General features: G+C 47.8%; 23 protein-coding genes and 1 riboswitch. Of the genes, 12 read left to right on the top strand and 11 right to left on the bottom strand.

The window, feature by feature from the left end; genetic code table 11:
* Positions 1–86: 86 nt before the first annotated feature.
* A complete protein-coding gene (gene fosM, locus ACNFN4_RS11475; protein ID WP_014417395.1) occupies positions 87–530 on the top strand; it encodes a FosM family fosfomycin resistance protein in 444 nt (147 codons plus the stop codon).
* 108 nt (positions 531–638) lie between these two features.
* Here fosM and ACNFN4_RS11480 read toward each other — a convergent pair whose 3' ends face one another.
* Both ACNFN4_RS11480 and ACNFN4_RS11485 read right to left on the bottom strand, forming a co-directional pair.
* Positions 639–947, bottom strand: a complete 309-nt coding sequence (locus ACNFN4_RS11480) for a metal-sulfur cluster assembly factor (protein WP_003155088.1) — start codon at positions 945–947, stop codon at positions 639–641.
* A gap of 62 nt (positions 948–1,009) precedes the next feature.
* A complete protein-coding gene (locus ACNFN4_RS11485) occupies positions 1,010–1,777 on the bottom strand; it encodes a prolyl oligopeptidase family serine peptidase (protein ID WP_014417394.1) in 768 nt (255 codons plus the stop codon).
* A 120-nt stretch (positions 1,778–1,897) separates the two neighbouring features.
* Here ACNFN4_RS11485 and ACNFN4_RS11490 point away from each other — a divergent pair, with 120 nt between their 5' ends.
* From ACNFN4_RS11490 to ACNFN4_RS11500, 3 genes are all read left to right on the top strand, one after another.
* A complete protein-coding gene (locus ACNFN4_RS11490) occupies positions 1,898–2,710 on the top strand; it encodes a Cof-type HAD-IIB family hydrolase (RefSeq protein ID WP_007610550.1) in 813 nt (270 codons plus the stop codon).
* Between the two features lie 85 nt (positions 2,711–2,795).
* Positions 2,796–2,945 (top strand): hypothetical protein, encoded by a 150-nt coding sequence (locus ACNFN4_RS11495; RefSeq protein WP_003155094.1) that lies wholly within the window; start codon positions 2,796–2,798, stop codon positions 2,943–2,945.
* Positions 2,945–3,142, top strand: a complete 198-nt coding sequence (locus ACNFN4_RS11500) for a DUF3813 domain-containing protein (protein WP_003155097.1) — start codon at positions 2,945–2,947, stop codon at positions 3,140–3,142. The genes ACNFN4_RS11495 and ACNFN4_RS11500 overlap by 1 nt, the downstream gene beginning before the upstream one ends.
* 36 nt (positions 3,143–3,178) lie before the next feature.
* On the opposite strand, the gene ACNFN4_RS11505 is transcribed toward ACNFN4_RS11500, so the two are convergent.
* Together ACNFN4_RS11505 and ACNFN4_RS11510 are read right to left on the bottom strand one after the other, a co-directional pair.
* Complete coding sequence (locus tag ACNFN4_RS11505; protein ID WP_105937880.1) at positions 3,179–3,640, bottom strand: BsuPI-related putative proteinase inhibitor; 462 nt, start codon at positions 3,638–3,640, stop codon at positions 3,179–3,181.
* A 14-nt stretch (positions 3,641–3,654) separates the two neighbouring features.
* On the bottom strand, positions 3,655–4,497 hold the full coding sequence (locus tag ACNFN4_RS11510; RefSeq protein WP_007610547.1) for a YitT family protein: 843 nt from the start codon (positions 4,495–4,497) through the stop codon (positions 3,655–3,657).
* 125 nt (positions 4,498–4,622) lie between these two features.
* Here ACNFN4_RS11510 and ACNFN4_RS11515 point away from each other — a divergent pair, with 125 nt between their 5' ends.
* On the top strand, positions 4,623–5,474 hold the full coding sequence (locus ACNFN4_RS11515; RefSeq protein ID WP_419690862.1) for a DegV family protein: 852 nt from the start codon (positions 4,623–4,625) through the stop codon (positions 5,472–5,474).
* Between the two features lie 48 nt (positions 5,475–5,522).
* Positions 5,523–5,645, top strand: coding sequence for a hypothetical protein (locus ACNFN4_RS11520; protein WP_003155105.1), 123 nt, complete (start codon positions 5,523–5,525; stop codon positions 5,643–5,645).
* 48 nt (positions 5,646–5,693) lie between these two features.
* Here the strand turns inward: ACNFN4_RS11520 and ACNFN4_RS11525 are convergent, their stop codons facing one another.
* The 4 genes from ACNFN4_RS11525 to ACNFN4_RS11540 all read right to left on the bottom strand — a co-directional run bounded on the left by ACNFN4_RS11525 (position 5,694) and on the right by ACNFN4_RS11540 (position 10,754).
* Positions 5,694–6,944: a cytochrome P450 gene (locus ACNFN4_RS11525; RefSeq protein WP_448200186.1), complete on the bottom strand. Its 1,251-nt coding sequence runs from the start codon at positions 6,942–6,944 to the stop codon at positions 5,694–5,696.
* Positions 6,945–7,076: 132 nt separating this feature from the next.
* Complete coding sequence (locus tag ACNFN4_RS11530; RefSeq protein WP_276351121.1) at positions 7,077–8,726, bottom strand: methyl-accepting chemotaxis protein; 1,650 nt, start codon at positions 8,724–8,726, stop codon at positions 7,077–7,079.
* Positions 8,723–9,700, bottom strand: a complete 978-nt coding sequence (locus ACNFN4_RS11535) for a BMP family lipoprotein (RefSeq protein WP_267542930.1) — start codon at positions 9,698–9,700, stop codon at positions 8,723–8,725. The genes ACNFN4_RS11530 and ACNFN4_RS11535 overlap by 4 nt, the downstream gene beginning before the upstream one ends.
* A 157-nt stretch (positions 9,701–9,857) precedes the next feature.
* Positions 9,858–10,754, bottom strand: a complete 897-nt coding sequence (locus ACNFN4_RS11540) for a CvfB family protein (RefSeq protein WP_186313215.1) — start codon at positions 10,752–10,754, stop codon at positions 9,858–9,860.
* A 99-nt stretch (positions 10,755–10,853) separates the two neighbouring features.
* Between ACNFN4_RS11540 and ACNFN4_RS11545 the strand changes: the two genes are divergently transcribed.
* The 5 genes from ACNFN4_RS11545 to ACNFN4_RS11565 all read left to right on the top strand — a co-directional run bounded on the left by ACNFN4_RS11545 (position 10,854) and on the right by ACNFN4_RS11565 (position 15,519).
* Positions 10,854–11,345 (top strand): YajQ family cyclic di-GMP-binding protein, encoded by a 492-nt coding sequence (locus ACNFN4_RS11545; protein WP_014417389.1) that lies wholly within the window; start codon positions 10,854–10,856, stop codon positions 11,343–11,345.
* A gap of 100 nt (positions 11,346–11,445) precedes the next feature.
* Positions 11,446–11,567: riboswitch (SAM riboswitch) on the top strand.
* 89 nt (positions 11,568–11,656) lie between these two features.
* Positions 11,657–13,498, top strand: coding sequence for a bifunctional homocysteine S-methyltransferase/methylenetetrahydrofolate reductase (locus ACNFN4_RS11550; RefSeq protein ID WP_014417388.1), 1,842 nt, complete (start codon positions 11,657–11,659; stop codon positions 13,496–13,498).
* An 82-nt stretch (positions 13,499–13,580) separates the two neighbouring features.
* On the top strand, positions 13,581–14,021 hold the full coding sequence (locus ACNFN4_RS11555; RefSeq protein WP_007409151.1) for a GNAT family N-acetyltransferase: 441 nt from the start codon (positions 13,581–13,583) through the stop codon (positions 14,019–14,021).
* Positions 14,022–14,244: 223 nt separating this feature from the next.
* Positions 14,245–14,871, top strand: coding sequence for a pentapeptide repeat-containing protein (locus ACNFN4_RS11560; protein WP_100261688.1), 627 nt, complete (start codon positions 14,245–14,247; stop codon positions 14,869–14,871).
* 153 nt (positions 14,872–15,024) lie between these two features.
* Entirely contained in the window at positions 15,025–15,519 is a 495-nt protein-coding gene (locus ACNFN4_RS11565) for a DinB family protein (RefSeq protein WP_022553575.1), read from the top strand.
* A gap of 45 nt (positions 15,520–15,564) precedes the next feature.
* Here ACNFN4_RS11565 and iolG read toward each other — a convergent pair whose 3' ends face one another.
* The 3 genes from iolG to ACNFN4_RS11580 form a co-directional block, all read right to left on the bottom strand.
* The gene (gene iolG, locus ACNFN4_RS11570; protein WP_017417427.1) at positions 15,565–16,596 is read right to left on the bottom strand and encodes an inositol 2-dehydrogenase; all 1,032 of its coding nucleotides are present in this window, start codon (positions 16,594–16,596) and stop codon (positions 15,565–15,567) included.
* A 224-nt stretch (positions 16,597–16,820) separates the two neighbouring features.
* Complete coding sequence (locus ACNFN4_RS11575) at positions 16,821–17,846, bottom strand: LacI family DNA-binding transcriptional regulator (RefSeq protein ID WP_448200187.1); 1,026 nt, start codon at positions 17,844–17,846, stop codon at positions 16,821–16,823.
* Between the two features lie 36 nt (positions 17,847–17,882).
* Positions 17,883–18,746: an AraC family transcriptional regulator gene (locus tag ACNFN4_RS11580; protein WP_044053084.1), complete on the bottom strand. Its 864-nt coding sequence runs from the start codon at positions 18,744–18,746 to the stop codon at positions 17,883–17,885.
* Positions 18,747–18,868: 122 nt separating this feature from the next.
* Here ACNFN4_RS11580 and ACNFN4_RS11585 point away from each other — a divergent pair, with 122 nt between their 5' ends.
* Positions 18,869–20,236, top strand: a complete 1,368-nt coding sequence (locus tag ACNFN4_RS11585; RefSeq protein WP_003155121.1) for an MATE family efflux transporter — start codon at positions 18,869–18,871, stop codon at positions 20,234–20,236.
* Positions 20,237–20,270: the final 34 nt, after the last annotated feature.

The raw sequence follows: 20,270 nt of genomic DNA on the forward strand, positions 1-20,270 counted from the left end.
CACAGAAATCCTTAAAATGATTTTTTAGTCAGTATATAATCGATATATATGCAGATGTATTACCAAAGGGATTGTTTAAGACAAACATGTTAAATGAGGTGGGGAAAATAAACATAAAAGGAATCAATCATCTTCTTTTTTCTGTTTCAAATTTGGAAAGATCTATAGAATTTTATGAAAAAGTATTTCATGCACAACTCCTGGTTAAAGGGCAAAAGACAGCATATTTTGATCTGAACGGGCTTTGGCTTGCACTTAACTTAGAGGCGGATATACCAAGAAATGAAATACATAAATCTTATACGCATATGGCCTTTACAATTGACCCAAAAGATTTTGATGCAATACATCAACGGCTAAAAAATCTAAATGTAAATATATTAAATGGGCGTCCTAGAGATAAACAAGATCAAAAGTCAATTTATTTTACTGATCCCGATGGGCATAAATTTGAATTCCACACAGGCACACTCCAAGACAGACTGTCCTATTACAAAAAAGATAAACCTCATATGAAATTTTATATATAAAGGTTTGTTTGCGATCCAAAACAAACCCTCACTGTCGCTTATATGCAGACAAAAGAAAAGCACCTCCAAACTTTAGGATGTACCTAAAATCCGAGGTGCATTTTCTTATTACTGAATCCCTAATGCGATTTTTGCGTAGCGTGACATTTTGTCTCTTGTCCACGGCGGATTCCAGACGATGTGGACCTCCGTCTCTTTTACATCCGGAATGTCGGCGAGCGCTTTTTTCACCTCGTCGACGATGATCGGAGCGAGCGGGCACCCCATTGATGTCAGTGTCATCGTAACGTGCGTCAGGCCGTCGTCATCCATATCAACGTCGTATACAAGGCCGAGATTAACGATATCGACGCCGAGCTCAGGGTCAACAACCTGCTCCAAGGCGCCCATGATGTTTTCTTTTAATGCTTCTTCCACGTTCCATCACTCCTTTTTCCTCAGTATAACGTAAAAGCGGGTTTTGTTAACACCTTTGTGCTTTATAAATGCTTATCGAACCAGGCGACGGTTTCTAAAACGGCGTATCTCGGGACTTTATGGTCAGCCCGTTCGTCTTTCAGAAACTGAAGATGGTCAGGTCGGCTGCTGTAATGAGGTTTAATCGTTTCATAAAAGCCGCGGGTCGGTGCATACGGAACGACTTTGTCTTGAACGCCGTGCCAGAACAGCAGCGGGCGGCTCCGGAGTTTTTCCGGTTCCAGACTGAGATCAAACGGTTTGAGCCGCGCAAACAGTTCATCGACCTGTTCTTTTGTGACGTCAATGTCGATGTCCTGCTTTTGAATGTGGTCAATCTGCTGCTGAAAAAACGCCGTATAGTTCGGGCTTCCCATCAGGCTGACGCCGGCTTTGACCCAATCATACGCGGCCATCGCGCCGAATGTCGTAATTCCGCCCATTGACGTGCCCGCAAGACCGATCCGCCCGTCTTTAATCAGACCGCGCGCTTCAAAATCCTTTTTCAGCACGTCAAGCTCCTCGATTTCATTTAATACAATGTCCCAAAAATGGACGGCGAGCTCTTCTGCTGACAGCTGTTCAGCGCGTTCACCGTGGTAAAGAGCTTCCGGCAGTACCGCCCTGAATCCCTTTTCAGCAAGCAGGTAAGCGAAATGAAGATTATGCTCCTTCGCGCTTGTAAAACCGTGAATAAAGAAAACAAGGGGAGCGGGACGGTCCCGATTTTCTTCTTTTACAATATGTAAAAACGGAATGCCTGATACGGTTTGATGATCAATAAGAATCACGTTGACTCCCTCCTTAGGATAACCATAATCATAAGTGTAACATGTAGACAATAAAGATGGTAAAAAGCTACACTGTACATAAGAGAAAAACAGCAAATTACATGACAAAAGGAGTTATTTATGGAGACAAAACCTTACCTCATCGCTTTAGATCTGGATGGAACCTTATTAAAAGATGATAAAACCATTTCCCCTGAAACGGCGCGGACGATTCAGACGCTGAAAGAAGCGGGTCATCATGTCTGCATCTCAACCGGCCGCCCTTTCCGTTCCAGTTCGATGTATTATGACGAGCTCGGGCTGACAACGCCGATTGTCAATTTTAACGGGGCATTTGTCCACCACCCGAAAGACGAGTCATGGGGACGATACCACACGTCCTTATCTGTCGATGTGGTCAGACAGCTTGCCGAACTTACAGAGACCTATCAAATACATAATGTGCTCGCTGAGATCATTGATGATGTGTACTTCCATTATCATGATGAGCATTTAATTGAGGCGTTTCATATGAATACGGCGAATGTCACATTCGGCGATCTGCGCGAAACAGTCCAAGAGGATGTGACGTCCGTATTGATTCACGCGAAGGAAGAGGACGTCGCGGACATACGCGCGCATTTATCCGATGTGCACGCCGAGGTCATTGACCACAGAAGATGGGCGGCTCCTTGGCATGTGATTGAAATTATTAAACACGGGATGAATAAAGCGGTCGGCCTGAAGAAAATCAGCGACTATTACCAAGTGCCGAGAGAACGGATCATCGCGTTCGGCGACGAAGACAACGATCTTGAAATGCTCCGATTTGCCGGGTGCGGCGTAGCGATGGGAAACGGCACGGATGAAGTCAAACAGGCCGCCGACCGAGTCACGGGATCAAATGAAGCGGACGGAATCGCCGAATTTTTAAAATCCTATTTCTCCCTGTGAGGTTTTGCCGCTCATAACAAAAAGCCTTCCGCCCATACTAAAACAGACGACTCATCTCGTCTAAATATGGAAGGGGGACATTGCAATGGGTAAACGAAACAAATCAAAACGGTTTATTCAGCAAGGCAAGGACTCTGTCAGTCTTCATGACGCAAGATTTCCATATCGGTCTACATTAGAGGAAGCACAGCATGATGCAGCAAAAGATTCGGCTGAAAGGCAGGTTGACTTTTAATGAGAAACGAACTGTTTTCTCAAGCCAAGTCATTTGTCCAGCAGGCCGTCATGATTGCTAACGGTTTCGAAGACGGCGATCAGGAAAAAGCTGTCTCACGCGCCAAAAATGCCGTATCTTCCGCGTACGCCAATTCGACAGATGCAGAACGTCAGCAGCTGCACCAATTTCAGGATCAGCTGGAGAAATTGCAATAAAAAAAGGCGCCCCGTTAAGACGAGGGCGCCGCTTTTTTATTTTACTTCAAATGTTTTTACCGTTTTCAGTCTTTTTCCGATCTGATCGGACTTCCCTAAAAACGTCACCGTCACCGTGTATGTTCCCGGACCGGGCACGTTCTTCCACACATCTGAAAAGTCATACGTTTCATTCGGCATTAAGGTCACGGTCTGAAACGCCTGAGTAAACATTTTGTCTTTTGAATAGCGGTACAGTTCTTTGTTATGTTGGTCATGTACGGTCAATTCGAATTTCTGCCCTGAGCTGAATGTGAAATCGATCGGGCTTTCGCTTTTGTTTTTTAAAGACATTTGAAATTCGATCTGCTGATCCGTCTGCACAGGGTTTACGGCTAATTCCGCTTGCTGTTCATTCATCTCTCCGGATACCTCCTCAGCGGGCTCCTTCTGCCCGGATTGACTGCTGCATCCGATCAGTAAAATGACCGGTAATAACAGGCCAAACAGCCACTTCATTCTATCCGCTCCTATCAGTCTTTTCTGAAGAAACCAAAGATCCCCGTCGTTTGCACGATGTTTGTGAAGGCTTTCGGGTCGACTTCTTTCACGATTTTCTCGAGGTCATACAATTCGTACCGCGTGATGACGATGATCATCATTTCTTTCTGTTCGTTTGTGTAAGCGCCTTTTGCCGGCACCGTCGTAATGCCGCGGACCATTTTCCCGTAAATCGCTTCTTTGATTTCATCGGCTTTTTTCGTAACGATCATGGCGGTCAGTTTCATGTGGCGGGTGTGAATGGCGTCAATCACCCTTGTTGTGACATACAGAGCGACAAGGGTATATAATGCTTTCTCCCATCCTTGCAATAATCCTGCCGTCAAAATGATAATCCCGTTCAAAATGAAGAAATATGTGCCGACCGGTTTATCCTTCCATTTGGCCAGCACCATCGACACGATATCAAGACCGCCTGTCGAAGCGCCGAATTTCAGCGTTAAACCGATGCCGATAGCTGAGATGACTCCTCCGAATACGGTATTCAGAAGAATATCGTGCGACAGTCTCATTTCCGGGAGAATTCCCATAAAGACGGACGTCATCGCTACGCTTAATATGCTGTATACGGTGAATGATCTGCCGACTTTCAGCCACCCTAACACACCGATGGGAATGTTTAAGAGGAACATGAGAACTCCTGTCGAAATATAAAAGGGGGCGTATTGATCAACGACGCTTGACAGCAGCTGGGCGACACCGGTAAAACCGCTGGCATATACATTCGCCGGTATCAGGAATAAATTCAGTCCCGCCGCATACAGAAACGCGCCGATGACGACGATTGCTAATTTTTTTGCTTGTTCTAGTACCATGGCTTGCTCCTCCGCTCATTTTCATTATTAGCTTTTCCCTTAAAACAAAGTTTTGAACACTATTTTGCCACATTTATATGATATAGTTGGCATCACTCTCACCAATCGGAAAGAAGGGAATTATGATGACAGTTCACCTTATTGCTGACAGCGCCTCTGACCTGCCGAAATCTTATATTGAAGAAAACCGGATCGGGTTCATTCCGCTGCACGTAACACTTGACGGAAACGAATATGAGGACACGGTCACCATTCAGGCGGATCATATATTTCAAGCGATGCGGGACGGGAAAGTTCCGAAAACATCCCAGGCATCACCGGATACGATAAAAAAAGTATTTTTACAATACGCGGAACTGGGAAAACCGGCGATATACGTCGCCTTTTCCTCAGGTCTTTCCGGCACCTATCAGACGGCCGTAATGATGGCCAATGAAGTAAAAGAGGAATTTCCCGATTTTGATTTACGGATTGTAGATTCCAAATGCGCTTCATTGGGCTGCGGCCTCGCGGTGATGCACGCGCAAACACTCTGTGTTAACGGGAATACAATACAAGAAATCGAAACGTCTGTAAAGAGCTTTTGCGCACGGATGAAACATATATTTACGGTCGATGATGTCGCTTATCTCGCGCGGGGCGGCAGAATTTCAAAAACGTCCGCTTTTGTCGGGGGGCTTTTGAACATCAAACCGATTCTGCATGTGGATGACGGCAGGCTCGTGCCGCTCGAAAAATTGCGCGGACAAAAGAAACTGTTTAAACGGATTATAGAAATGATGAAGGAAGAAGGCGGCGATTGGGCGGATCAAACCGTGGGGATCAGCTATGCAGATAACGAGGAGACGGCGCTTCGGATGAAGGAAATGATTGAAGAAGCGTTCCATCCGAAAGAGATCATTCTTCATTCAATCGGCTCTGCGATCGGCGCCCACTCCGGGCCGGGCACGCTCGCGATTTTTTTCCTGAAGCCATAATTTCAATGCGGGCGGGCATCCTAACGGACAGAAGGGAGGCTTTGCCGCATGAAAGATGATGACAAAAAACCGTTGGACAATAACGCCGTAAATCAGAAAAAGAACCGGCTTGCCGAAAAAAACCGGCAGGCGGGAAAAAACCAGAATTCCAAAAAACCGGACCATCTGTAAAAGCAAAACAGCCCTCTTGTCTTAGAAGAAAGAGGGCTGTTTTTTGTTCTATATGCGTCTAACATCACTTATCACGAATCCGCTTTCAGGCAATGCCGGCATTCTGGACAGGCTGAAGCTTAAATCTTGGGACGGAACATCGTACTCTATTTCATTGGCAAGAAACGCAAGGGAAGTTTTCATGACTTCCACGGTCATTCCCTCACCCGGACAGCGGTGGCCGTTAGCCGGATCACCTCCGCCCTGGGGAATGAAATCAAATTTATTTTCCTCCCGCCCCTGAAAACGTTCCGGGCGAAATTCATTCGGATCCTCCCAAAGCCGGGAATCATGGTTTGTTCCATATAGGTCAAGCATGACGGATGCACCCTTTTTAAACTCACAGTTCTTCCATACGAAATCTTTTTTCACAACGGCTCCTAAAAACGGGGCAAACGGGTAATACCGCCGAACTTCATGTGCAAATCTTTCGGTCTCCTGATCATCTCTCGATCTCAGTTTGCCCCGATATTCAGGGTAATCATGCAATGCGAGAGCTGAAAACGTAATGAAGTAAGAAATGGCGGCAATCGGGCGCAGAACATTAATAAGCTCAACAGCAGCCATGTGAGAATCAAGTCTGTTTCCGTCAAGTTCTGTATGAAAAGCCATTTCATACAAGGCTGAGCCCTCCGGCGTTTGCAGCTTGCCGGACCGCACATCCTCAATGACCTCCTCTATCCATTTCTCCGTTTTCAGCCTCGCCCTTCTGCCTTTCCAATGACGCGGTCCGACAGCGCCGAATGCGTCTACCATATCGGTGAAATCCTCCGCCCGTTCTTTCACTTCTGAGTCTTTCAGCGGGACGCCGGCCCACTCACAGGCAGCCCGGCACAGCACTTTCTTCGCTTCATCAAAAAGAACAATTCGGTTTGAACCCTTCCACATTTCCGCAGATGCTTTCCACTGTTTTGCCACCGCTTCCGCAAGCCGTTTTTGCCGGGGCGGCGTCATCAGCGACATAAATAGAAGCTTCCTGTGCTTATGCCGTTCACCGTCCATTGCCTGGATTGCCCCTGTTCCGAATAACGTTTTCTGCACCCGTTTGGGGAGGGCCTGCTGCCGCTGAAATCGTTCTGTGTCATAAAAAAGCTTTGCGGCTTCCGCTCCGCTCATACAAATGAATGTCTTCCCTAATAAACGGGCGCGAAACACATCTGAGCGATAAGTCTCCGCTCGTTTTTTCACAAATACATACCCATCGCGTAATAAAGCCAGACTATTATCAAGACCCTTTTCATGCGGAATTTGTTCATCCATCCCGATTCCTCCCTTCTTTTTTCACCTTTCACGAAAAAGAATAAATATAAACACATGTATATTCAGTATTTGTGTTTCATTCAGAAGTTACTCATGCTAGGCTGCAAAAATCAGGGGCGGGGCAAAAGCCCGTTACAAAGTAAACCGGCGGACCTGATCGTTTAACCGCTCTGTCAGGCTCACCAGATTATTGACGCTTTCCGCCATTTTATGAAAAGAAGACAGCTGCTCAAGCGCGGAGGCAGAAATCTCTTCGCTTCCTGCAGCCGTTTCCTGAACGACGGCGCTGATGCTTTCGGCATGATGCAGCACTTGCTCACCAAGCTGTTTCGATTCGATGATCCGTCCATCCAATTGAGTAAGCTCCGCTTTAATATGGGCGGCTTTTTGTTCAATATGGGCGAATGATTCTGACGTTTTCTCCATCAGCTCCTGCTGTCTGTCCGCTAAAGCGACGCCGGTCGTGACAGCTCCGGTAATAGACGTGATGCCGTCTTCAATTTGCTTTACCATATCGAAAATCTGCGCGGTCGCTTTGGCTGATCCGTCTGCGAGCTTCCGTATCTCCTCGGCAACGACGGCAAATCCTTTTCCGGCCTCGCCTGCTCTGGCCGCCTCGATTGCGGCGTTTAATGACAGCAGATTGGTCTGGCCCGCAATGTCAGAAACGGTCTGCGCCATCATACTGATGCCTGCCGCATGCTTTATGAAGAGATCGGCGGCTTCGGAAATCTCTTTTGATGTCTCATTGCTTTTATCAATGGCTTGCTTGGTCTCGGCTAAAGCACCGCGCCCCGCAGCCACCGCCGCAATCGTCTCTTCGCTGCTTCTCGTCGTTTGTTTTGAACGTTCGGCGTTCGCCTTTGAATGTTCATCCATTTGTTCAATGAATTGCACCGCATGCTGCAGATCTTCTGAAATGGTTTGGGAGCCTTGCGCCATTTCTTCCGTCGACACGGACACCTGCTCGGTCATGTCCTTCAGCGTCTGGTTTTCCTTCGTCAAACCTTCCGCAAACGTCTCGACTTCACGGCCGACCTCTCCGATCGCCTGAATTAAGGTGCGGAGCTGTTCAGCCATCATTCCGAATGAGTCATTCAGCTCTTTCAGTTCGTCCTTCCCTTTATAATCAAGCATTTCAACAGCAAGATTCCCTCCCGCAATACGACGGGCATTTTCAGCCATGCGGCGGATCGGCCCTGCTATTCTCTTCGTCAGCCTGATGGAAGATATGACGGTGACGGCAAGTATCACGATGGTCAGCACGGCTGCGCTGTAAACGATAAACTGAATCTGGTCAGCCGTCTGCTTCTGCATGTCTTCATAGTGATCCCGGCTTTTCAGATTCAGCATATAAATATCATTCAGAAGACCGTTGATGCGGGCCGCCGTCCTTGTCGCTTCAGCCGGGCTTTTCGAATCAAGAGCAGCGTCCGCCTCCGCCTGCCACGATTCGTATTTTTTGGCGAGTTTGTCATAAGCGGCTTTGTCCGCATCGTCCGTCATCGTTTTTTCGAGCGCCGCCAGTTTGTCTGAGCTGCTTTTCATATAGCTTCGCACATCTTCTTTCTGGGCGTCTGCGAGCGTATAGGAATAGCCGGTGATGCTTTCTTTTAACGTATTAAGGTCAGCTTTTGCTTCCTGGACGTTTAACAGCGCGTCCACTTCATCTTCATTTGAAGCCTGAATCTTCATCATGTTTACGATGGTAAAGCCGATGACGGCGGCGAAGCAAATCATCGTAACGGCTGCGTTAACGAGCAGCCTTGTCCGTAATGTCACTTCAGATCGCCTCCTTTTTCAATCAGGCTGTTTTTCATATCCGTGATCTTTTTCGCCAGCCCGCCTGCGTTTTTGACAACTCTGATCTTGGCTAATTCCATGCCGTTTTCCTTCAGTCCGTAAACGATCTCACCGCTTTTGATCTCCTTGTTGTCTTTTAAATCTTTCGCCAATTCATAGATGACATGGTCGACATTTTTCACTAAAGAAGAGATAACGGCGTGCTCGGCGGTGTAATATTGATCGCTGTCAACACCGATGGCGTATACTTTTTGCGCCTCCGCTTCTTTCAGTGCGCCGACGCCCGTGAAGCCGGCCGCCGTAAACAGGACATCGGCTTTTTTTCGGATCATGTTTTGGGCGATGCGCTTCCCGAGCTTATCATCATCAAACGTACCGCTGATGTCCGACAGCACGCGGATTTTCGGTTTGACTGATTCCGCGCCTTTCAGATAGCCTTTTTTAAACCGTTTAATGACGTCGGCATCTGAACCGCCGATAAATCCGATCGTGCCGGTTTTGCTCGTCATAGCCGCCAGCGCTCCGGCTAAGAAGCTTCCTTCATCCTCTTTAAACGTGACGGAGGTGACATTATCCAGGTCTGATACGGAATCAATCAGCACAAACCGCTGCTTCGGATATTTTTTGGCGACCTTTTCTAAATCCGCCTGCATGCTGTAACCGAGCCCCACAACAAGATCATTGCCTTCCCGGACAAGCTGGGTCAGTCCTTTTTCGTATGTACCGGTATCTTTTATTTCCCGATAGTCAAATGTGATGCCGAGCTCGTCTCTCGCTTTCATCAAACCTTGAAAGCCTGAATCATTAAATGATTGGTCGCCGAGGCCGTTGTCTGTCAGCATGATGCCGATTGTTTTCGTTTTTTCGGCCGCCGTTTCCTCAGATTTGCCGGCACATCCCGCCGTGCTGAGCGCAATCAGCAGTACAGCCGCAAATATCGCCATTTTTTTCATTGAAACTCTCCTTTTGTTTTTTCTATAGTTATATATCGGTTCGGATGTCAGAATATTTTATTTCAATAAAACAGGATGTTAAACAAATGAGGAATATAGCAGCTTTTGAGAAAATAAAAAACATCGGTTTTGGTTCACCGATGTTTTTGCAGAACATTTATTGTTTTTCGTATGTCCAGCCGTCTTTCTGATACACTTTGCCGTTTTTCATCAGGTGCCCGAGCGCCCGCTTAAAGGCGGCTTTGCTTAAATGAAACCGTTCGCGGATATCGTCAGGATGGCTTTTGTCTCCGTAAGGCATCGCGCCGTTTCTTGATCTCAGGTAGGTCAGAATCTCTTCCGCGTCAACCGAAAGCGCATCCTGCTTTCTCGGCAGCAGGGACATGTTGACGGAGCCGTCTTCCTTTACCTCGATGACACGCCCTGTCACGCGGCTGCCGAGTCTCGGCTCTTCTTTTCTTTCTGAAGGGTGAATAAACGCGCGGATGCCTTCATCGGTAATCAGAAAAGATCCTGATGCAATCAGTCTGTACACCGTGCCTGTCAGGTCTTTATTCATGACGTCTTCCTCTGCATCCGTAAATAATTCACTGATGATATCCTCAGGCGCCGGTTTGGCAAACATGCGCCCGCGGCTTGTCACCTTCAGCATGCAATACAGTCTGTCTCCTTTTTGCGGCCAGACGGATTTGTACGGAGGCAGGTGCTCCGTTGCGACGAGCGCGTCTTTTGACAGACCGACGTCGACGAATACGCCCATATCTTCCACAGCGTCCGTCACTTCCACCCATCCGTAGTCATAAAAGCTGATGAGCGGCTTTTTCATCGTCGCCGCGAGTCTTTCCTGATGATCGACGTAAATAAATACGTCCACTTCATCTCTGTCTTCGATATCCTCTGTGATTTCACTGTTATGTAAAAGAACCGTATCCTCGCCGTCGGTTAAAAAATAACCGAAATCGGTTTGGTGATCTATACTAAGCGTGAGCTGCTGCCCTGGTCTCATGTTATCGTCCTTCCTGATTCGCCCGTATGAGGCTGATGTTTTTCTCATTTTTTCCAATATGCATAAATTCATGCTTTATGCTGTTGGACATTTCTCTTTATTCTACTATAATCAACTCATAAGTGAAATGTTATAGGAGGTTTTCTCATGGCAAAAGAAAGTTCTTTTGATATTGTATCCAAAGTTGAATTTCCCGAAGTGCAGAATGCGATTCAGATGACGCTGAAAGAAATCGGCACGCGCTATGACTTTAAAGGATCGAAAAGCGATGTGAAGTTAGAAAAGGAAGAACTTGTCCTGATTTCTGATGACGAGTTTAAACTGAATCAGCTCAAAGATGTGCTGAGCGGCAAGCTGATCAAACGGGACGTGCCGACGAAAAACATTGAATACGGCAAAATCGAAAATGCAACTGGAGGCACGGTGCGCCAGCGCGCGAAGCTTGTACAGGGCATTGATAAAGACAATGCCAAAAAAATCAACGCGGTGATTAAAAACTCCGGCTTGAAGGTCAAGTCGCAGATTCAGGACGACCAAGTGCGCGTCACCGGAAAAAATAAAGATGATCTGCAGCAGATTATTGCAGCCGTCCGCGGAGCAGACCTGCCGATTGACGTTCAATTTATTAATTTTAGATAAATTATGTGATTCCTATTGATTATTGTCTCTATTTTCGGTAAATTTGGAGAAAGGGATTTTCACAGTTAAGTTTTGGAAACCCATGACAATTACATGAACGTTCTTATCAAGAGAAGCCGAGGGACTGGCCCGACGACGCTTCAGCAACCGGTGTAGTGGTTTACCCAAACCATGACCAAGGTGCTAAATCCAGCAAGCTAAAAACAGCTTGGAAGATAAGAAGAGAGACAAATGATTACAAAGTCTTCTTCTTAAGAAGACTTTTTTTATTTCTCTTTTTTCCTTGCTGAATGTGATGAAGGAGGCAAACAATGGGACTATTACAAGACTTAGAAGAACGGATTTTAATCGGGGACGGCGCGATGGGCACTCTCCTCTATTCCTACGGCATTGACAGATGTTTTGAGGAACTGAACGTATCAAAGCCCGAAGAAATCAAGCGGATACATAAGGCTTACGTGGAAGCCGGGGCAGACATCATCCAGACAAATACGTACGGCGCGAATTTTATTAAGCTCTCAAGATACGGACTTGAGGATGAAACGAAAAAAATCAATCAGGAGGCGGTCAGAATCGCGCGCGCTTCCTCAGACGGCGCTTATGTATTGGGAACGATGGGCGGCATCCGCACCTTTAACAAAAACGCCTACAGCCTGGAGGAGATTAAACGCAGCTTTCGGGAGCAGCTTTATTTATTGCTGCACGAAGAGCCGGACGGTCTGCTTCTGGAAACATACTATGATTTAGAAGAGGCCCGCGAAGTGCTGAAGATCGCGAGAAAAGAAACGGAACTTCCGATTATGCTGAACGTATCCATGCACGAACAGGGCGTGCTGCAGGACGGAACGCCGCTTCGGGAAGCCCTCAGGTCCATTGCCGATCTCGGCGCTGACATAACGGGAATCAATTGCCGGCTCGGCCCGTACCACATGATTGAAGCGCTCACCGAAGTGCCGATTTTCCGTGACGCTTATTTATCGGTCTATCCGAACAGCAGCCTTCCGTCTTTAGAAGAAGGCCGGCTTGTTTATGATACGGACGATGCCTATTTCCGGGAGAGCGCCGTACAGTTCCGCACTCAGGGCGCGCGCATTATCGGCGGCTGCTGCGGTACGACGCCAAACCATATCAGAGCCATGGCTGAAGCGGTCCGCGGACTTTCTCCCGTCACTGATAAAGAAGTGAAAATCAGACGGGAAGAAGAAGTCATCTCCGTCCGGAATGAACGGACCGAGCCGGGTTTAAACGAAATCGCCGCTCAAAAACGGTCAATTATCGTAGAGCTTGATCCGCCGAAAAAATTGAATTTTGACAAATTTCTGCAAGCAGCGGCTGAATTAAAAGAAACCGGCATAGAAGCGCTGACGCTCGCTGACAATTCATTGGCGACACCGCGGATCAGCAATGCCGCCTGCGGTTCATTGCTGAAAGAGCGCCTTGATATCCGTTCTCTCGTTCACATTACATGCAGAGACCGCAACATCATCGGCCTTCAGTCACATTTAATGGGGCTGGATACGCTCGGGCTCACCGACATTTTAGCCATCACGGGCGATCCTTCAAAAATCGGCGACTTTCCGGGGGCTACCTCCGTCTATGATTTAACGTCCTTTGACTTGATCAGGCTGATTAAACAATTCAACGAGGGCATTTCTTTATCAGGGAAACCGCTCGGCAAGAAAACGAACTTTTCCGTAGCCGGAGCATTTAATCCGAATGTCCGCCACCTTGATAAAGCAGTCAAACGGCTGGAGAAAAAAATCGAGTGCGGAGCTGACTACTTCGTGTCCCAGCCTGTCTACTCGGAGCAGCAGCTCATTGACATTCATCATGAAACGAAGCATCTCAAAACACCGGTGTATATCGGAATCATGCCGTTAACGAGCAGCCGCAACGCAGAGTTCATTCATCATGAAATCCCGGGCATTAAGCTGTCAGACAGCATCCGCGAAAAAATGGCGCTCGCCGGCGAAGACAAGCGAAAGCAGAAAGCCGAAGGCCTCGCCATCGCCAAGTCGCTTCTCGACACGGCGTGCGAACTGTTTAACGGAATTTATTTAATCACCCCGTTTCTCCGTTCTGATTTGACGTCAGAGCTTGCAGCTTATATTAAGCAAAAGGATGAAAAGCGGGCTGATGTATATTTGCATTGACGCGAAAGAAGCCGCCTGATATGACAGGCGGCTTTTTCATGGTACGATACAGAAAAAGAATCAAGCAAAGGAGGATTTTTTCATGGTTGAAGTAAAACCCATCACCGCAGAAGACACATACGCGATCAGACACAGCGTGCTGCGCCCCCATCAGACGATTGAGGATTGTAAATATGATCAGGACAGCGTCAAAGGAGCCTTTCATCTCGGAGGTTTTTACGACGGAACATTGATCAGCATCGCTTCTTTCTACCCGCAGAACCAGCAGGCTTTACAGGCAGCGCCCGCCTACCAGCTGCGCGGCATGGCGACGCTTGAGGAATACCGGACGCAAAAAGCGGGAAGCACGTTAATCGCCTATGCGGAACGGAAACTGGCAGATATGGGGGCGGCGCTTGTCTGGTGCAACGCCAGATGTCACGTAAAGGGATATTACGAAAAGCTCGGCTGGAAAAGCACGGGCAGCCCCTTTGACATACCCGGCATCGGCCCGCATGTGATCATGTATAAAGAACTCGCCTGAAACAGACAAAAGCCCTCTTATCAGGGCTTTGTTTTTATCTTTCAGCGGGCGGATGACGTTCAAACGGAATGAAGCTTTTATAAGCGCCGCTATTGACGCGATCCCGCTTTGATATTACCCTTTGTTCAGTAAGCAACACGCCATTCGGCAAGGGTGGCAGGGTCGAAAGCGATATCTGCCAATTGCCGGTTTCAGCTATTATGTTTAGAAAAGGGAGTACGAGATGAATACGATCCAAAAACCGAAAATCCCGAAAGAATTGCCGGTGCTTTCTTTCACTGAAGCGCTTCAGGACGACCTCATAAAAGAAGTCGTCATAGAAAACGCCGTGATAAACGGCAAACTGGACGGCCTGCGCGCCGATAAAGTCATTTTCAGAAACACCGTTTTTACGGATGTCTCTTTCAGACATATGGAATGTACGGATGTCCTGTTTGACAAATGTGATGTCTCAAACGCTGATTTCAGCGGAAGCATCATCCATAGAACGGCGTTTCAGCATTCAAAACTTCTCGGCTTGAATCTGGCGGATTCCGCCATGCGTCATGTACGGTTTGAAGACTGCCTCGCACATTACAGCTCCTTCAGCTATTCCAATATGAAGCATGTCCGGTTTGACACGTGCGGCCTATCAGAAAGTGAGTGGAATGATACCGTTCTTGAATACACAGATCTTGACGTCTGTGATTTGAACGGCGCAAACTTCATCGGCACGTCTCTTTTTAATATGGATATCAGCACGTGCACATTTGATCATCTGCACGTCTCGCTTGATAAGCTGAAAGGATGCCGCATCTCTCCGTCTCATGCCGTGACATTCGCAGAAGCGCTCGGAGCCATTGTGACGTGATCTTTTATTAAACGAAACGGCGGGCGGCATCCTGAATAAATGCTCGGCATTGGTGATGTGGGGTGCTGCTTTTTATTTTGCGGCGCTTTTGTTTCGATAAAAGGAATTCGGCCAGGTCATGTTGAATGTACGGAAGGAAGAGGGGGAATTGGAATGTCAGACATTTTAAAGCTGTATCACTACCACAGATGGGCAAATGAGCAGGTTATTCAGCATCTGAAGACCCTGCCCGCGGCAAGCTTACAGCAGAAACTGGATAGTGTTTTTCCGACTGTGAACGCCGTGCTTGTGCATATATACCGGGCTGATTACATTTGGCTTCACGTGCTTTACGGAGAAACTTACGAACAAATCGTCTCGCAGTTTGATCAATTTGAAAAGCTTGACGGAGATTTTGAGGCGATTGAACATAGAATGACTGAACTGGACAAAGAATACAGCGAATTTTTAAGAGAATTGGAGAACACGGAAGGCCCGATCTCCATTTCTCATCCACGCATGGGAACGCTCCGGACGACATATGCCGATGTGATCCGGCATGTTGTGAATCACGGCACATACCATCGCGGCAATATAAGCGCGATGCTTCACCAAATGGGCTATAAAAGCGTGCCGACTGACTACATTTTTTTCTCATACGAATCATAAAAAAGCAAAGGCCTCCCGGGCCTTTGCTTTTTCACTTCGAATCTATCATAGTCCGGCATAGCCGAAGGCGCCCGGGGTAAGCTTTACAGGCCTTCCGGTTTTAAACGATTCCGTCGCGGCGATCCCGATTTCTAAGTTAATCGTGGCATCGACGTCTGTCACAATCGGCGTTTCCCCTTTTTTCACACATTCGGCAAAGTGCTCAAGCTCCAGACGGTAAGCGTCTTTAAAGCGGGCTTGAAAATCCGGAATAATTTCGTAGCTGCTGCCTGACTCCGTTAAAATGGTGACATGGCTTTTCCGCAGCGTTCCGACCAAGATGCTTCCCGCCGTCCCGATAATTTCGGCGCGGATATCATGCCCGTACGGAGAATTTCGGCTTGCCTCCACATCGCCGGCCGCGCCCGAATCAAATTCAAGATACGTTAATGCCTGATCAACGTCGCCGCACTCCTCCATGAACGGGTGCTTTAAAATTCTCCCGTGCCCGCAGACGGACGTAACTTCGGCATTCATGAGATATCTCGCGATGTCGTAATCATGAATCGAACAGTCAATGAAAAGCCCTCCGCTATGTTTGATAAATTCCGCGGGCGGTGCGCCTTGATCTCTTGTAAATCCTTTATAATAAATGGGCCTGCCGATTTCCCCGGCGTCGATTCTTCTTTTCGCGTCGGCGTATGCCGGATCAAACCGCCTCATAAAACCGACCTGGCAGATGACGCCCGTTTCTTCGATTTTTTTCATGACTTCTTTAGATTCCTCAAGACTCAGGGTGAGCGGCTTTTCAACAAAGATGTGCTTGCCGTTTTCAGCAGCCTTCATGATCATTTCCGCATGTGTGCTTGTCGGTGTGACAATGATGACGGCGTCAATCGTGTGATCTTCCAACAGGTCATACGGATTCTCCGTCCATTTGGCGATTCCTAATTCTTTCGCACACGCTTCCGCCTTTCCCTTCATCGGGTCACAGACGGCCGCAAGCTCGGCTCCCCGCACTTCGCTGACTAAATGCTTCGCATGAAAATACCCTAATCGTCCTAATCCCAGCACCGCACATCTGACTTGATCTGTCATCTATCACCGCTCCTTTTTTCTTGAGGCCGCATGCCGCAATGGCGCAAGCGGTTTCCCTTATTAAACAGAAATCATCATTTTGAAAGCGCTTTATTTATAACCCAAGCTGTTTGCTTTCTTTTCTTGTAATCCGCAGTATATGCGCAAGCGCTTTCTCAAATCTGTTTTAATTTTACAATGCTTTTCTCTCGTTTGACAATGTTTTTCACAGAAAAAAACGCGCCTTATCGCTGAGGGCGCGTTTTTGCCGGTGCCGTAGAATGCCTGATGACGAGTTCCGGAGATAAAATGATTTTGCTTTTTGTTTTTTTCTTCCCTTGAATCTCATCAATGAGAAGTTCAACGACACGCCGTCCCATTTCGCGGATGGGCTGAGAAATCGTCGTGAGCGGCGGTGCCGTCATTTCAGCGAGAATGGTATTGTCAAAGCCGATGACCGACAAGTCTTCCGGCACCCGAATGCCCCGGGAGCGCGCCGCCTGTATCGCCGCGCATGACAAGACGTCATTAAAGGCGAAAACGGCGGTCGGAAGGTCTCTGTCAAACAGCTCGCCCGCTGCCTGTTTTCCGCTTTCCAGCGAATATTCCGTCGGTATGATCAGCGATTCATCTAGTGTCATCCCCGCTTCCCGCATCGCTTTTCGAAAGCCTTTGATTCTGCCTCTTTCACCCGTCGTCGAACCGTTGCCGACGATACAGGCAATTCTTTTATGGCCTAAAGATATGAGATGCTCAGCCGCCGTATAGCCGCCGAGAAAGTCATCGATAATGACGACGTCCATCGGCGCGAGCGGTTTATCCTGCGTAATCATCGCAAGCGGGATGCCCGATTTCACCATATCATCAAGCGCTGTGACGCTGTCATCATGATCAAGTCCCGTCGCGAAAATAATGCCGTCCGCCTGCTTCTGCCGCAGCATCGAAAAATACTTCGTTTCTTTTTCAGGCTGATAATCGGTGCTGCAGATAATGATATGAAATCCCAGTGCACCGGCGCTGTCTTCAATGCTTTTCGCCAGTTCCCCGAAAAACGGGTTTGAAATATCCGGGGTGATCAGGCCGATCATATTCGTCTTTTTGCCCGTCAAAGCGGATGCGTGAACATTCGGATGATAGTCCATCTCCTCCATGACACGGAGCACCATCCGGCGGGTTTTGTCACTGATCCTCCCCGTATTGTTGATGACCCGCGAGACCGTCGAGATGGAGACGCCCGCTTTTTCGGCCACGTCGTAAATTGTCATTTTCATGCTTACCGATCCCTCTTTTTGTTCTCTGGTATTAGGTCAGTCCGTTTTCCGGCTTACGAATTTGCGGTATTCAAGCGGCGAAATGCCTTCAATCTGTTTAAACAGTTTGGAAAAATAGGTTGGGTCCTCCATGCCGATGGCGTCCGCGATCGCCCCCATTTTGTCATTGGTTGCGGACAAAAGACGTTTCGCCTCCGTCATTCTGACTTTGTTCGTATACTGGCCCGGCGTGACGCCGAGCACCTGCTGCATGCAGCGGGTCACGTAGTCTTGGTTGTAATGAAGAGCCGAAGAGAGCGCTTTGATGGTTGTTTTCTCCTGATAGTGCTCCTGCAGGTACCGGGCGGCCTCCCATGCGACTCTTTCCTTTGCGGACGGGATTTGGAACGCTTCTTTCTGAAGATGGAGCAGCAGCTCTTCAAACAGAATCTGCTTTCTGAGCGGCAGATCGGAGTTCTCTGCGCTGTCATCGGTCAGCACACTGAATTGCCCGGCCATAAACTGCGGGCGTCTCACCTTCCCTTTTTGCGGCAGGGACAGGCGGTAGCGGGACGGCTCTTCAAAGCTCCCTTTTTTTCGCCTCAGCTCCGACCAGTTGTTCCCGGTTGTTTCCGTCACCTCATAATCCGCTCCTTCAAAATGAAGCCACGAATAGGATGTCGTTTCTTCACTGCCTTTTGTCCCGTAATGTTCAAGCCCGGGAGAAAGCAGAATATATTCTCCCGCTTCAACGGAAAAGGCGTTTTCGTCTTCTGTAATGTAGAGGACGCCTTCTTTCACATACAGCAGATCAAACACCGGGAAGACCCGTCTCACATGGGTTTCGCCTTTTTTGAACACTCCTTCTCCCGCAGCGATAAAGACCGGGAACGGAGGAACTGTGAACTCGAGAAAGGACATATTTTCGGCCCTCCTTTTTAAGTCGGATTTTTGCAAGAAGTTTCGTTTCTCTCCCTTTTTATTATAAGAAAATGGAGGTACACTTTTAAACGTTGATTTTGTCAGGAAAGGGGTTAAAAGAAATGAAACAAGCGATTTTAAAACGGGCTGCGTTCAAACAATCCTCTGATCACAAACTCTCATTATACGCGCTGACTTGGCCGATATTTATTGAGGTTTCATTATATATGTTTATGGGAAACGCCGACACTCTTATGCTTAGCCAATACTCTGACAACAGTGTGGCGGCCGTGGGTGTCAGCAATCAGATTTTAAATTTAATTATCGTGATGTTCAGCTTTATCGCAACGGGTACGACAATTGTGATTTCACAGTTTTTAGGATCTAAACAGAAAAAAGAGGCGCAGGAAGTGGCTTATGTATCAATAGGAGCGAACTTTGTCATCAGTCTCGCCATCAGCGCCGCCATATTTTTTGCGGCCGTTCCGCTGCTTCATGTGATGGGTCTTTCCAATGAATTGATGCCGGATGCCAAAGTCTTTTTGCAGGTGGTCGGCGGGCTGTCCTTCATTCAGGCTTTGATTATGACATTCAGCGCCATTTTAAAAAGCTACGGTCATACGAAGGATACCATGTTCGTTACGATCGGGATGAATATTTTAAATATTGCCGGAAACTTTCTTGTCATTTTCGGGCCGCTCGGCCTTCCTGTGTTAGGCGTCGCCGGTGTTGCGATGTCAACGTCCTTTGCGCGGATCATCGGACTGATCGCGATGATTGTGATCGTCAAAAAACGCATCGGACTCGGTCTGACATGGCAAAAGATTTTTCACGTTCATAAAGAGCACTTGCGGAAACTCCTGAAAATCGGGATTCCGTCTGCCGGCGAACAGCTGTCTTACAACATTTCACAAATGGTTGTCACTTATTTTATCGCCATTATGGGCGCTCAGGCGCTTACAACAAAGGTTTATACACAAAACATCACCATGTTTATCCTGCTGTTCGGAACGGCGATCAGCCAGGGCACACAGATTTTGATCGGCAGATATATCGGCGCCAAACGGTTTGACGACGCTTATGACCGCTGCATGAAAAGTCTGTACTGGGCGCTTGGCATTGCCGCTTTGACATCCGTGATCATGACCTTGTTTTCAAAGCAGCTGATCGGAATTTTCACAAGCAGCCCTGACATTATTGCGACGGCGAGCATGCTGATCGCCATGACGATCATTCTTGAGCCCGGCCGTTCATTTAATGTCATTATTATCAACTCGCTGCGGGCTGCCGGAGATGCAAAATTCCCCGTTTACATGGCGATGATTTCCATGTGGGGTATCGGACTGCCTCTCGCTTATCTGTTCGGCATCCATTTCGGATTGGGGCTTATGGGCATCTGGATTTCATTTATCGCGGATGAATGGGTCAGGGGCATTCTTATGTACAGAAGATGGCGGTCGCGGATTTGGATTCAAAAAGGGATTGCATAAATGCCCGAAGCTTCGTTAAGAAGCCGGGCGTTTT

This window comes from Bacillus sp. N1(2025) (genome assembly GCF_053470005.1).